We start from the raw sequence: 12,942 nt of genomic DNA, 5'->3' as shown, positions 1-12,942 counted from the left end.
TCCTGAAACTGGATTTTCAAACGCAAACGGATGGCAGGGGGTCAGCGCCGACGCCTTGCCAGGTTGCTGCACATCGCTATTGCGGCCTGAAATAGTGCGGAACGGCAAAAACGCAAATGACTTTTTTGCAATGCACAATTGCGCGGAATTTTACCGGAATATGACCGCCGCCCTCTGGAATTCTACTCCGACAGGATCGGAATGGGATCGAGATTCTGGTTCTGACGCGTTTTCTTGACGCGAACCGGCAGCCGCTTCGCTCGAAAACGCTCCGGTGACCGCAATTCAGCGGTCGCGCCGCCGCACCGGCTGCCGCTCGATCACGATCTCGGCGTCGCGGATCGCCACCACCGCGAACAGCAGCGCGCCGCCGATGCCGCCGATCGCGGCGCCGAGCGGCATGAAGGTGAAAAACACCAGCGTTCCGCTATCGATACCCGAGGTTCTGGCCAATCCGATCCAGCTAAGCCCGGCTCCGATGCCGAAGGCGGCGCCGCCAAGGGCGCCCAGCGCCAGGCCAAGCACAGCGAGCAATGCGACTTTCATGGTGATTTCAGCCCCGACCGCAACAAGCCCAGTCATAGGTCAGCGCCGCGCGGTCGAGGTTCAACGCTGGCGTTGCGAATTTGCGGGCACGATGTGGTCATGACCGGTCAGCGCCGCCGCGACGTCGCGCTCCAGCACCTGCTGGACGAGGTCGAAGGTGTCGATGATCTCGCGGATCTCGGTGATCTTGCCGTCGCGCAGCGTGTAGAACACCGCGACGTCGAACTGCACCACGCGGGCGTTGTTGCGCTTGCGGAAGAACACGCGCAGCTGCGCGGCGACCCTGTCGCCCTGGGTCACCACGATCGGCGCCTCGTAGCGCATGTCGGAATAGCGCTCGTGGATCGTGGTCCACATCTGGCGCAGCGCGGCCTTGCCGCGGTGCTGGCCCATATGCGGAAGAATGTCGATCGGGGCGTTGGCGAGAAACGCGACGTCGTCGCTGCAGCGATCGAGCGCGCCCTCGATGCCGCCGGCATAATAGACGTCGAGGAAGTTCAAGACGCGCTGCCGGTTCAAATCCTCGCCCATGATCGACTCCGCCGACTCGCTCCGGCCCGGCATTGTGAACCGGAGCATTCCACAATCAACAACATGTTTGACGCGCGAGACGCGATTAGGTTCGGCAACCAGCGCGTGCATTATGGCACAAAATGCATGCGACGCGCCGGTTCGCGCAATGCGACGACGGGCGGCCGCCGCGGTGCGGGCGGCGGTTTATTCCGCGCCTGCGCCGCTTAAATCTTCGCGCCCGCGGCCTTGCCGCGGCGCGGCCGGCCCGTATGCTTCGCGGCGGAAGGCGGCCGAACAGAGCCGCCCCGATGGGGAGAGACCAATGAAGCGCATCACCCACTTCGCCGCACCCACGGCGCGCTGAACGCGAAGAAGTCGAACGCCATCCTGATGGTGACCGCGATCTCGGGCAATCATCACCGGCTCGATTTCATGATCGGCCCCGGCAAGGCGCTCGACCCCGACAAGTACTTCATCGTCTGCACCGATGCGATCGGCAACGGGCTGACCACGTCGCCGAGCAATTCGAAGGCGCAGCCGCGGATGCAGTTCCCGAAATTCGCGATCCGCGACATGGTGGAATCGCAGTACCGGCTGATGAAGGAGAAGCTCGGCATCGACCATGTCGTCGCCGTGGTCGGCCCCTCGATGGGCGGCATGCAGGCGCTGCAATGGGGCGTCAGCCATCCGGACTTCATGGACGCGCTGGTTGCGATGGTGCCGCTTGCGAAGACGCCGGCTTGGTCGGTCGCGGTGATGGAGGCCTCGCGCAAGGCGATCATGAACGATCCGGCGTGGAAGGACGGCAATTACGAGGCGCCGCCGGAGAAGGGGCTGAAACTGTTTCGCGATATCGTCGCGCTGCTCGCGGCGCGCACGCCCGACATGTATGCGGCGCAGTTCAAGTCCGGCCCCGACGTGCTGCCCTGGATGGCCGAACAGGAGACCGCGCTGTGGAAGTTGTTCGACGCCAACGACTGGATCTACCAGAGCTGGGCCTATGACCGGCACGATGTCGGCACCACGGCCGGGTTCGGCGGCGACACCGCGAAGGCGCTGGCTTCGATCAAGGCGAAGACGCTGATCCTCACCGGCACCAAGGACCTGCTGAATCCCGAATTCGAGCCGAACCAGATGGGCCACAACATCGGAGGCGTGACCATCAAGACGATCAGCCCGGGCACCGTGACCGGCCACGCCTCGGCCGGCGGTTTCTTCCCGGCGGATGTCGAGTTTCTCAACCGCGAAACCGGCGTGTTCCTCGACGGCGTCACCGGCGGCGGCAAGACATTGAACTGATCGGCGGCACTGATCGCGTCCTGCGGACGTGAAGCGGGCGCGGCGGTGCCTGTCCGCGAGTTAATGAAACCTCCCGGCGCGCGCCCGGTTGGTTCGGCGTGGGCGACGCATCCGCGATCAGGAGTTCCGTATGAGAAACACCATGCCGCTTGCCGTCGCCGCCCTGGTTGTCTCCAAATAGATCATGCGAGCGCGCACCGCGCGACGGTGAGCCGGCGTCGACGCCGGCCATGAGGCCTTGAGCTCCTCCGGGGCCGGCCGGTGAGATCGCGCCGGCTCGCTGTCGCGGTGCGTTCGATAACAGCTAATCCGCCGCGCCGCCTTGCCGGCGGGGAGGTCGATGGTGAACCGCTTCTTCTTCCCGGAACCGGCGGTGCCGCTTCGCCGTTGATGCGGCAGCATTGCATCGGAGCCGCATCATGAAATCGATTGTTCTCGCGTCCGTCATTGCCGTCAGCGCGCTTGCCGCGGCGTCGCCGGCCGACGCCAAGGGTTGCGTCAAGGGCGCGATCGTCGGCGGCGTCGCCGGTCATTATGCCGGCCATCACGGCATGCTCGGCGCCGCCGCCGGTTGCCTCTACGGCCGCCATCACGCCAAGGAGCAGGCACGGCAGCGCCAGCAGCAACAGGCGCAGCCGTCGCAGCAGGAGAAGCTGTAGGGTCGGCTGTGAAGCCACATCTCCTGGAACGTGACGCCACATCTCCAGGAACGTGAAGTCTCGTTCCGGGAACGACGTCTCGTTCCGGGAACGCCGTCCGCACCGGCTGCGTTGTCTCCATGCGTAACGGAGACGATGATGACGAAACCAAAGACAAAGACCATCCAGCCCGTTCCGGACGACAACAAGAGCCACAAGGGCCCCGGCAGCGCCCCCAGCGTTCCCATCGACACCACCAAGGGCCATCGCGACGACGAGAAGCACAACATCCGCGAGCAGGCCGCGCACGGCAATCTGATCCAGAACACCAGCAACAAGCGATCGGGGTAGGGTCGGGGCGAAGCGGAGCCACATCCCTTGACGTCGTCCTGGCGAAAGCCAGGACCCATTAATGCGAATTGTTGCGCGACACTGGGGCCACGATCCTTCCGACAACCAAAGCCGGTGGTAATAGGTCCCGGCTTTCGCCAAGATGACGGTGAGGATGGTTCTCGATTTAAGATGTCAAACAGCGCCGAGTCATCACCCGCGCATGCGAGCGATCCAGTATTCCAGAGACGTCCGTGCGTGAACCGAGAGGCCGCGCGCCCTTCCGGACGTCGTCCCTGCGAAAGCAGGGACCCATACCCCGCGGCGGATATCGTGAACGGGACTCGTCGCTCCACCGTCGCATCACGATGATCGTCTGTGGTTATGGGTCCCTGCTTTCGCAGGGACGACACCGAATATGTGGCACGGTCGGTGAGTCATACTTCAGCATTCTCGCGACATGATTTGCCCGAGCTTTGCGCTTCCCTTGCGCGCTGTTGCCGATCGGCCTTATCTGCGGGAATGCAGATCAGGGACGAACGCCCCGAAGACGCCGCCGCGATCAGCCGCATCACGGCGGCCGCCTTCGCGAAGGCGCCGCACAGCAGCGGCACCGAAGCCCGCATCGTCGAGGCGCTGCGCGCAGCCGCGCGTTGACGATTTCGCTGGTGGCTGTCTCCGAGGACGGCAGCATCGCTGGCCACATAGCGTTCTCGCCGGTGCAGATCGATGGCGTAGCGGGACGCTGGCATGGCCTTGGCCCGGTCTCGGTCGCACCCGACATGCAACGGCGCGGAATCGGCAAAGCTCTGATATGCGAGGGGCTTATCCGGCTTGCGGAGCAAGGGGCCGATGGCTGCGTCGTGCTCGGCGATCCCGCGTACTACCACCGCTTCGGCTTCCTCGATGATCGGCGGCTGATCTATGGCGGCAAGCCGAGCCGATACTTTCAGCGGATGGTGTTGAGGGGCAAGGCGCCCAGGGGGGATGTGAGCTACCATCCGGCGTTCGACGTGGCGTGATCGGCTGATGAAGCTGTCTACGGCAGCGTCATCTCCTCAATCTGCGCCGGCACCGCGCCGAAATCGCTGAACCGCGCCCAGTTCGGCCGTATCCGCACATAGCCGATGTTCGGCCAGGTCTCGCGCTCCAGCCCGTCGGGCCACGCTGCGAAATACACCTGCTTGCAGGCGGTGAGCTCCGCGCCGCTCGGGAAGTCCGCGACGCCCTCGACCTGTGCGGTCTGTTCGGCGTCCCAACCGATCACCAGCGCCGCGCGCGGATCGGCGCGGAGGTTCTGGTATTTGCGCGAGATGGTCAGGGTGTCGAAGATGATCTCAAGATTGTCGCTGACCGCGATCCCGACGACCGCCGCCTGGGGCGCGCCGTCGTGAACCGTGCTGACCACAGCGAGCCGATGCATCCGCAGGAAGGCGAGAAGCTCGGCGCGCGTCATGATCTACCTCTTCTTCCACCCGCCCCGTTTGCCCGGCGCGCCGCCGCTCGACCGCGGCGACGGGCCGAACTCCGGCCCCGACTGCCGCGAGTCGGTCGGCTGGATGATGCGGCTCGTGGTGCCGAACGGCTTTGCCGGCAGCGCGCCGCTCGGGCGGAAGGGCAGCGATTCCGGGCCGTGCATCTCGTCGAGATCGGGCTTGTGCACGCGCGAGCCGGACTTGCCACCGCGGCCAGCCTTGAGCGAGGTCTGCGCCGACTTGTTCTTCAGCGCGCTGACCGGCAGGTTGGCGGCATCGCCGTATTTCCGGGTGCCCGCATAGGCGCCGGCCTGCTTCTGCACGTTGCGCTGCTTGGCGGTGGGATCGTCGACCACGGCCATCTCGGTGGCGCGCAGCCGCTTGACCTCGTCGCGCAGCCGGGCGGCTTCCTCGAAGTTCAGGTCGGCCGCGGCCTCGCGCATCCGTGTTTCGAGATCGCTCAGCACGGCCTCGAAATTATGCCCGATACTGATGACGTCGTCCGCCATGCCGCCGTCGCCGATCTCGACCAGCACATGGTCGCGCTCGTAGACGGAGTTGAGGATGTCGCCGATCGACTTCTTCACGCTCTCCGGCGTGATGCCGTTGGCCTCGTTGTACTCGACCTGCTTCTCGCGGCGCCGCGTGGTCTCGGCCATCGCGCGCTCCATCGAACCGGTCATGCTGTCGGCATAGAGGATCACCTTGCCGTCGACGTTGCGCGCGGCGCGGCCGATGGTCTGGATCAGCGAGGTCTCGCTGCGCAGAAAGCCTTCCTTGTCGGCGTCGAGGATCGCGACCAGCGCGCATTCGGGAATGTCGAGGCCCTCGCGCAGGAGGTTGATGCCGACCAGCGCGTCGAACGCGCCGAGGCGGAGATCGCGGATGATCTCGATACGCTCGATCGTGTCGATATCCGAGTGCATGTAGCGGACGCGGATGCCCTGCTCATGCAGATATTCGGTGAGGTCCTCCGCCATGCGCTTGGTCAGCACCGTGATCAGCGAGCGATAGCCGGCCGCCGCGGTGGCGCGCACCTCGCCGACGAGATCGTCGACCTGGGTGCGGGCAGGGCGGATGTCGACGGGCGGATCGATCAGCCCGGTCGGGCGGATCACCTGCTCAACGAACACGCCGCCGGATTCGTTGAGCTCCCAGCCGCTCGGCGTCGCCGACACCGCCACCGTCTGCGGCCGCATCATGTCCCACTCCTCGAAGCGGAGCGGGCGGTTGTCCATGCAGGAGGGTAGGCGGAAGCCGTATTCGGCGAGCGTCGCCTTGCGGCGGAAGTCGCCGCGGAACATGGCGCCGATCTGCGGCACCGTGACGTGGCTCTCGTCGGCGAAGATCAGTGCGTTGTCCGGCACATATTCGAACAGCGTCGGCGGCGGCTCGCCGGGGCGGCGCCCAGTCAGATAGCGCGAATAGTTCTCGATGCCGGCGCAGCTTCCGGTCGCCTCCATCATCTCGAGATCGAAGGTGGTGCGCTGCTCGAGCCGCTGCGCTTCCAACAGGCGGCCCTGGTCGTTGAGCTGGTCGAGGCGCTGCTTCAGCTCCGATTTGATCGACTTGATCGCCTGCACCAGCGTCGGGCGAGGCGTCACGTAGTGCGAATTGGCGTACATCTTGATGAATTCGAGCTCGTCCTGCTTGTGGCCGGTGAGCGGATCGAACTCCTCGATGGTCTCGATGGTGTCGCCGAACAGGTTCACCCGCCAGGCGCGGTCCTCATAGTGCGCCGGGAAGATGTCGATGACGTCGCCGCGGACGCGGAAGGTGCCGCGGGTGAACTCGGCTTGGGTGCGCTTGTATTGCAGCGCGACCAGGTCGGCGATCAATTGCCGCTGGTCGATGCGCTCGCCCTTCTTCAAGGCGAAGGTCATCGCAGTGTACGTCTCGACCGAGCCGATACCGTAGATGCAGGACACGGAAGCGACGATGATGACGTCGTCGCGCTCGAGCAGCGCACGCGTCGCCGAGTGGCGCATGCGGTCGATCTGCTCGTTGATCGAGGAATCCTTCTCGATATAGGTGTCGGTGCGCGGGACGTAGGCTTCCGGCTGGTAGTAGTCGTAATAGCTGACGAAATACTCGACCGCGTTGTCCGGGAAGAAGTTCTTGAACTCGCCATAGAGCTGGGCGGCCAGCGTCTTGTTCGGCGCCAGGATCAGCGCCGGGCGCTGCGTCGCCTCGATCACCTTGGCCATGGTGTAGGTCTTGCCCGAGCCGGTGACGCCGAGCAGCACCTGGGTGCGCTCGTTGCGGTCGATGCCCTCGACCAGCTCGGCGATCGCGGTCGGCTGGTCGCCCTTCGGCTGATAGTAGGACTTGATCTCGAAGCGCACGCCGCCTTCGGATTTCTCCGGGCGCGGCGGGCGGTGCGGGGTCCACACCCGCATCGAGCCGTCGTCCTTGCGGAATTCCGGGCGGCCGTCGCGGATCAGGTTCTCCAGCGCGTCGGCGGTCGCCTTGACGCCGAGCGCCTCCATCTTGCTGCGCGGCGGCCGCGCCAGGGCCTCCTCGTCGTCCTCGGCGGTGGGCAGGCCAAGCTGCCGCGCCAGTTCCGGATCGAGGGTCGGGATGATGGCCGAGGTGCCGTAATTGGCCTGCGGGGCCTCGCCGAGGCCCGAGGTATCGCGCCTGGCGACGTCCTCGCTGGTCTCGCGCGTCGACGCCCGCGCGCGATGCGCGGCGGCCTCGCCGCCGGCGCGGCGGTCCCAGGAATTGTCCGGCGGCGGCTGCAGGCCGGTGCCCGAACCCATGCCGGCATCGCCGCGGTTGATCGCCGGATTGAGCAATTCGGCGAGCGCGGGCCCGATCGGGAGGACCTCGGGCCGGTGTGCTTTGGATTTGGGGGTTTTGCCGGGCTTTTTCGGAGTGTTCGGTGTCTTCGCCATGCCCCGAATATGGGACGAGTCCGGCAGCGAGAAAAGGGCAAACGACGGCTGGATAGCTGCACGGGCGAGGCTGCTGACAGCAGGGTGTCAGCAGGCGGCGCCGTCGCGGAGTTCAGGCCCGCGGCAGGTCGACGATGTCGAGATGTATCCCGCCGCAGCCGTCGCAGCGCATGGTCCAGTATTCGGCGGCGCGGCCGGGGATCACGCGCAGCAGCGAGAGCGGGGCGGCGCATTCCGGGCAGCTGGTGCGGACCTGCGCCGGCCAGACCGGATCCGGCTCGCATTGCGGGACGGCGGCGACCACGACGTTGCCGGTCACGCCGATGCTTCGGCCGCCGGCATTGTCATGCCATAGCGTTGCGGGAACCGGTCGATAGCCCGCTTCGCGTCGGCGATCGCCGCATCCGGATCGGACCACGCAAAGCCGATGTCGAGCATCGGAAACAGCATGCCATCGATGACGACCGGCCTTTGATCGACCCGTTGAATCCTGGCGTGCCATTGCCCCTTCCCCACTTCGAACGACTTGATCTCAAAACCGCTGTAAATCATGTGCGACCTCGAAACGCCCTTCTCATAGGAAGCACGAGCGCGCGGTGCCCTATGTGAACCAGATCACAAGTCGCGCGGTTTATTTCCGAACGGCAAAGGAACCGGGAGAAGAAGTCGACTTTGCTTCGAGCAGCGAGCTCCGCTTCACCTCGCCCCGCGTGCGGGGAGAGGTCGGAACGCATCGCCAGATGCGTTCCGGGTGAGGGGGGAGCCCCCGCGAGTCCAATTGCGACGGTTTGCGCGGAAGCAGCCCCTCACCCCAACCCTCTCCCCGTAAGAACGGGGCGAGGGAGCGCACCTCCGATGTCGTTGGATCTAACCGCGGCCGGCGATGTGGTCGGCGAGCACGGCGGCATCGTCGCCGACGCCTGACAGGAACGAGGATTTCATCTTCGACAGCCATTGCAGGCCGAGGAAATAGAGGCCCGGCACGTCGGAGACGCCATGGCGGTGTCGCGGCGCCCCGTCGGCATCCAGCACCGGTATGTCGATCCAGTTCAGATCGAGGCCATAGCCGGTGGCCCAGATCACGCTCCTGATCCGCGCGGCGCGCAGGTCGATCGCATCGAGCGGTGCGGTGAGGCACGGCGGATCGGGCAAACGGAGGCGCGCCAAGGGATCTTCGGGGTGATCGAGGCCGCGTGCCGCGACGAAGTCGTCGACGACCCCGAGGAAGGTCGCGTAATAGGCGTCGCCATTGGCGATGTTGGCGGCGAGATCGGGCGCGATCTCGAGCACGCCGTCGCGCGCCGCCGTCACGCGGCCGAGCAGGGTTACGCCGCCGGCGGCGAAGCGGCGGAAATCGACGGTGTGGCCGCCATGGGCGCCGGAGATCACCGGCAGCAGCCGCGACGGTCCGCGCTGCTCGACCGGCGTCCGGTCGATGCCCATCTCGGCCAGCCACCAGATCAGGTCGCGCCCGCGATAGCGGCGCGGCAGGCGGTTGTGACGTCCGACCGAGAGGAAGACGTCGCGGCCGGCGTGCATCAGCTCTTCGGCGATCTGCGCGCCCGAGGCGCCGGCACCGACCACCAGCACCGCGCCGTCAGGCAATTGCGCGGGATTCCTGTAGCCGGCGGCATCGACCTGAAACAAGCCGGGGTGATCGCGCAGCAGCGCGGGCCGCAGCGGCCGTTGATAGGGGCCGGTGGCGATGATGACGTTGCGGGCGGCGATGCTGCCGCCGGCAAATTCGGCGAGGAAGCCGCCGGCATCGCGGCGCAGCCTGGTGACCGCGACGCCGCAGCGGATCGGCGGCGCGACGAACGCGGCGTAGTGCTCGATGAAGGCGATGATGGCGGCGGTATCCGCGAAGCCGTCGGGATCGCTGTGCGGAAACGCAAATTCCGGCAGCCGCACCGACCAGTTCGGAAACTGGAACATCAATCCGTCCCAGCGTTCGCTGCGCCAGCGCTCGGCGATGCGGCCTCGCTCCAGCACCAGATGGGCGATGCCATGCTGCTTCAGCCGGTGGCTCATGGTGAGCCCGGCCTGGCCGCCGCCGATCACTAGCGTATCGAAGGTCTCGTCAGGCACTGCGTGGTCCCTTGCGGCGGGCGGCGGGCTCCGCCGCGGCACGGATGATCCAGCGCCGGAACGCGGCGAAATCGCGTTGCTCGGCACGGAAGCCGCGATAGACCAGATACCAGCGCATGCCCTTGGGCACGCTGAGCGCAAACGGCGCCACCAGCCGGCCGGCGGCGAGATCGTCGTCGATATAGGGTCGGATGCCCATCGCGATGCCGAGCCCGTCGCTAGCGGCCTGCAGCGCCTGGCCGTAGAACTGGAATTCCGGCCCGCGCGCGGTCAGGCGCGGCACGCCCGCCGCCTTCAGCCAGGACGGCCAGTCGTCGGGCGAATGCGCGACGCGGATCAGGCTCGGGCCCTTGAGGTCGGCGGGGCGCTTCAGGGTATTGGCGAGCCGCGCCGTGCACACCGGCATCAGATCGGCGGCGAACAGCGGCTCGGCGACGAGGCCCGGCCATTGGCCATCGCCGAGCTGGATGCCGCAGCTCCAGTCGTCGGCGAACGGCACCGCCATGCCGCCGGTCGTGATGCGCACCTCGATGTCGGGCTCCGCTTTGCGGAACTCGGCGAGGTGCGGGATCATCCATTTCAGCGCAAAGGTCGGACCGACGCCGACGGTCAGCACCCGCGCGCTCGCGGACGCCGTGACCTGCGCGGTGAGGCTCGCCAGCGCGTCGAAGATCGGCGTCAGCCCACCCTGGTAGGCGCGGCCCGCCGGCGTGGTGACGAGGCGGTTGGCCTTGCGCTCGAACAGCGCGACGCCGAGCCGCTCCTCCAAGAGGTGCACCATCCGGCTGATCGCGGCGGCCGAGACGTTGAGCTCGCTGCCCGCCGCCGCGAAGCTGCCGGTCCGCGCCGCGGCTTCGAACGCCTTGATGCCGTTGAGAAAGAGCAGCCGCCGCATGAACCCTCAGGAAAACTGATGCATGGGCAAGATAACTCAGTTTGCCCGAAGAGGCCAAGCGGCGCAGAAATACCGGAGACAATGAATCCCTGCTGACCCGGCGAGGACCACATGACAGAGACCACAGACGCCCTGGTGCTCGATCTTGTCGAGTGGGTCGCGCGCGAGCCGCGGCACTATGCCGAGGTGCTCGAGGTCTGGCGCAGCTCATGCCCGCGGCTGACGATCTGGGAGGATGCCGTCGACCGCGGCTATGTCGCGCGTCGACCCTCGGTCGAGGGCATGCGGGTGATGGTGACGGAAAGCGGCGAGAGCTTTTTGCGCGCGCACGGGCGGCTGCAGTGATGCGAAACCAGTCGATGCTTCGAGAAACCTGTCGGCAATCATGCCGGTCCAAACTGTCGGGTATCTATCCGGTCTGTACCGCGGAGAGAGCCCCCACCCCAACCCTCCCCAGCAAGTGGGAGCGGGGGCGCAATCCCGATGCGGCACTAGCGCGCCGGCTCGGCGAGCCGTGGCCGGATGATCTCGACCATCCGGTCGGCTGACGTCCCCGGCGGGAAGAAGCCGAGATAATTGCCGTCGCGGTCCATCAAATAGATGTAGGCGGTGTGATCGACGGTGTAGTCGTCGGCATCCTTCAGCGGCACCCGCGCGAAGTAGACCTTGTAGGCATCGGCGACCTTGCGGATCGCATCAGGGTTGCCGGTCAGCCCGATCAGGCGCGGGTGAAACATCGGCACGTAGTCTGCGAGATGCGCAGCGGTGTCGCGCTCGGGATCGACGGTGATGAAGATCGGTTGCACCTGGTCGCCGTCGCGGCCGAGCTTGTCGAGCACAAGCCCGATCGCCTGCAGATCGGTCGGGCAGACGTCGGGGCAGGTGGTGAAGCCGAAATAGATCAGCATCAGCTTGCCGCGGAACTCCTTGTCGGTGCGTTGATGGCCCGCCTGATCGGTCAGCGCGAACGGCCCGCCGACCGGCTCCCTGTTCCACATCAGGATATCCATGATCTCGGCGGCCGAGCGCGCCGATTGCGGCGGCGCATCGGCCGCCAGCACCGGCGCCAGCGTCAGCCACAGGCCTGTGCCGGCGCTCGCCAGGCCCGCGCCAGCGTATGCAATGCCGCGCAGGATCGGCGCGATCATATGCCGAAGGAGAGGCGGCTGCCCGTCGTCGTGACCAGCACCTTGTCGCCCATCTGCGCGGTCGCCTCCTGCACGAAGTTGAGCCCGGAGCAATGCATCGGGATCAGCACGTCGGGGTCGAGCTTCCTGATCTCGGTGACCACCTCGGTGAGGTAGTCCTTCGGCGCCGGCCCGAGATGGAAGCCGCCGACGATGGCGTGCACCTTCTGGATGCCGGAGACCTCCTGCGCCTGCTTCACCGAATTGACGATGCCGACATGGCCGCAGGACGAGATCACGACGAGGCCGAAGTCCCGCACGTTGAAGCAGGTGGCGTGCTCATGGATGTGCTCGTCGGGCACGATCTTGCCGTCCATCTCGGCCGGCAGATAGTGGCTGGCGTTGCAGCCGAGCCCGTCCTTGATGCCGAACTCGACCCAGGTCTGCGGCAGCACACGCTCGATGCTGCGGCGAGTGATCTTGCCGGTGGTGAAGGCATGGCCCGCGATCACGGTCGGGGTCTCGCACAGCACCGTGGTGACGCGCTGCGCCGCGAGATGGCGGCGGTCGAGCGTGCCGAAATCGCTGAACTGGCCCTTGGTCGGCGTCGCGCTGACGCGGTGGCAGAAATTGTCCTCGCCGCCGGCATAGAGCTTCACGTCGGCTGGCAGTTTATCGCGGAATTTGTCGAGGAAGCCGTTGAGGCCGCCGAAATGGTCGTAGTGGCCGTGGCTCACGATCAGCGCGTCGAGCTTCGCCGGATCGACGCCGACCAGCGCCATGTTGTTGAGCAGCACCTCCGGTGTGTAGCCGTAGTCGAGCATCAGCGTGCGCTGCGCGCCCTTGGCCTCCGACTCCAGCCACAGCGACAGTCCCCATTCATTGTGCAGCGACTTCTGGTAGTCGGCGGAGCGCGGCGGCGACGCGATGGTGACGCCGCCGGCGTGCTTCGGCTTGAAGAACAAATCGAAGCTGGAATCGACCAGCACGCGGATCGAGAGCTTGTCGACGGTCGGCACCTCGATCGGCGCGGCGCTGGCGATCTCGACGCAGGAGAAGGCGCCCGCGGCTGCAGCGCCGGCGGCCGCCGCCGAACCTTTCAGGAAATCACGTCGTGCCAAATCCCGTGTCATC

General features: G+C 66.3%; 16 protein-coding genes. 6 read left to right on the top strand and 10 right to left on the bottom strand.

What is annotated here, in order from left to right; all coding sequences use genetic code 11:
- Positions 1 to 285: 285 nt before the first annotated feature.
- Together ACE10X_RS37585 and ACE10X_RS37580 are read right to left on the bottom strand one after the other, a co-directional pair.
- Complete coding sequence (locus tag ACE10X_RS37585; protein ID WP_016841374.1) at positions 286 to 546, bottom strand: hypothetical protein; 261 nt, start codon at positions 544 to 546, stop codon at positions 286 to 288.
- 60 nt (positions 547 to 606) lie between these two features.
- The gene (locus ACE10X_RS37580; RefSeq protein WP_038387384.1) at positions 607 to 1,077 is read right to left on the bottom strand and encodes a nuclear transport factor 2 family protein; all 471 of its coding nucleotides are present in this window, start codon (positions 1,075 to 1,077) and stop codon (positions 607 to 609) included.
- 228 nt (positions 1,078 to 1,305) lie between these two features.
- Between ACE10X_RS37580 and ACE10X_RS37575 the strand changes: the two genes are divergently transcribed.
- From ACE10X_RS37575 to ACE10X_RS37555, 5 genes are all read left to right on the top strand, one after another.
- Entirely contained in the window at positions 1,306 to 2,358 is a 1,053-nt protein-coding gene (locus ACE10X_RS37575) for an alpha/beta fold hydrolase (RefSeq protein WP_375763652.1), read from the top strand.
- A gap of 419 nt (positions 2,359 to 2,777) precedes the next feature.
- On the top strand, positions 2,778 to 3,017 hold the full coding sequence (locus ACE10X_RS37570; protein WP_375763651.1) for a hypothetical protein: 240 nt from the start codon (positions 2,778 to 2,780) through the stop codon (positions 3,015 to 3,017).
- 135 nt (positions 3,018 to 3,152) lie between these two features.
- The gene (locus ACE10X_RS37565; protein ID WP_375763650.1) at positions 3,153 to 3,347 is read left to right on the top strand and encodes a hypothetical protein; all 195 of its coding nucleotides are present in this window, start codon (positions 3,153 to 3,155) and stop codon (positions 3,345 to 3,347) included.
- A 501-nt stretch (positions 3,348 to 3,848) separates the two neighbouring features.
- Positions 3,849 to 3,983 carry a hypothetical protein gene (locus ACE10X_RS37560; protein ID WP_375763649.1) on the top strand — a complete coding sequence of 45 codons (135 nt, stop codon included), beginning with the start codon at positions 3,849 to 3,851 and terminating at the stop codon, positions 3,981 to 3,983.
- The gene (locus tag ACE10X_RS37555) at positions 3,980 to 4,348 is read left to right on the top strand and encodes a GNAT family N-acetyltransferase (RefSeq protein WP_375763648.1); all 369 of its coding nucleotides are present in this window, start codon (positions 3,980 to 3,982) and stop codon (positions 4,346 to 4,348) included. The genes ACE10X_RS37560 and ACE10X_RS37555 overlap by 4 nt, the downstream gene beginning before the upstream one ends.
- A gap of 17 nt (positions 4,349 to 4,365) precedes the next feature.
- Here the strand turns inward: ACE10X_RS37555 and ACE10X_RS37550 are convergent, their stop codons facing one another.
- From ACE10X_RS37550 to ACE10X_RS37525, 6 genes are all read right to left on the bottom strand, one after another.
- On the bottom strand, positions 4,366 to 4,782 hold the full coding sequence (locus ACE10X_RS37550; RefSeq protein ID WP_038387373.1) for a pyridoxamine 5'-phosphate oxidase family protein: 417 nt from the start codon (positions 4,780 to 4,782) through the stop codon (positions 4,366 to 4,368).
- A gap of 3 nt (positions 4,783 to 4,785) precedes the next feature.
- A complete protein-coding gene (uvrB, locus tag ACE10X_RS37545; protein WP_375763647.1) occupies positions 4,786 to 7,698 on the bottom strand; it encodes an excinuclease ABC subunit UvrB in 2,913 nt (970 codons plus the stop codon).
- Between the two features lie 112 nt (positions 7,699 to 7,810).
- The gene (locus ACE10X_RS37540; RefSeq protein WP_370142560.1) at positions 7,811 to 8,017 is read right to left on the bottom strand and encodes a zf-TFIIB domain-containing protein; all 207 of its coding nucleotides are present in this window, start codon (positions 8,015 to 8,017) and stop codon (positions 7,811 to 7,813) included.
- A complete protein-coding gene (locus ACE10X_RS37535) occupies positions 8,014 to 8,250 on the bottom strand; it encodes a hypothetical protein (RefSeq protein ID WP_304497180.1) in 237 nt (78 codons plus the stop codon). Before ACE10X_RS37535 ends, ACE10X_RS37540 begins: the two co-directional genes overlap by 4 nt.
- A 315-nt stretch (positions 8,251 to 8,565) precedes the next feature.
- Positions 8,566 to 9,786, bottom strand: a complete 1,221-nt coding sequence (locus ACE10X_RS37530) for an NAD(P)-binding domain-containing protein (RefSeq protein WP_375763646.1) — start codon at positions 9,784 to 9,786, stop codon at positions 8,566 to 8,568.
- Positions 9,779 to 10,681, bottom strand: coding sequence for a LysR substrate-binding domain-containing protein (locus tag ACE10X_RS37525; RefSeq protein WP_375763645.1), 903 nt, complete (start codon positions 10,679 to 10,681; stop codon positions 9,779 to 9,781). The genes ACE10X_RS37530 and ACE10X_RS37525 overlap by 8 nt, the downstream gene beginning before the upstream one ends.
- Positions 10,682 to 10,792: 111 nt before the next feature.
- Here ACE10X_RS37525 and ACE10X_RS37520 point away from each other — a divergent pair, with 111 nt between their 5' ends.
- Entirely contained in the window at positions 10,793 to 11,026 is a 234-nt protein-coding gene (locus ACE10X_RS37520) for a hypothetical protein (protein WP_375763644.1), read from the top strand.
- A 146-nt stretch (positions 11,027 to 11,172) separates the two neighbouring features.
- Here the strand turns inward: ACE10X_RS37520 and ACE10X_RS37515 are convergent, their stop codons facing one another.
- Together ACE10X_RS37515 and ACE10X_RS37510 are read right to left on the bottom strand one after the other, a co-directional pair.
- The gene (locus ACE10X_RS37515; protein WP_375763643.1) at positions 11,173 to 11,829 is read right to left on the bottom strand and encodes an SCO family protein; all 657 of its coding nucleotides are present in this window, start codon (positions 11,827 to 11,829) and stop codon (positions 11,173 to 11,175) included.
- Entirely contained in the window at positions 11,826 to 12,941 is a 1,116-nt protein-coding gene (locus ACE10X_RS37510; RefSeq protein ID WP_375763642.1) for an MBL fold metallo-hydrolase, read from the bottom strand. Before ACE10X_RS37510 ends, ACE10X_RS37515 begins: the two co-directional genes overlap by 4 nt.
- Position 12,942 lies beyond the last annotated feature (1 nt).

Source organism: Bradyrhizobium sp. Pha-3, from assembly GCF_042258325.1.
GTDB classification, from domain to species: Bacteria; Pseudomonadota; Alphaproteobacteria; order Rhizobiales; family Xanthobacteraceae; genus Bradyrhizobium; species Bradyrhizobium elkanii.
This window is presented reverse-complemented; position numbering and strand designations above follow the sequence as displayed.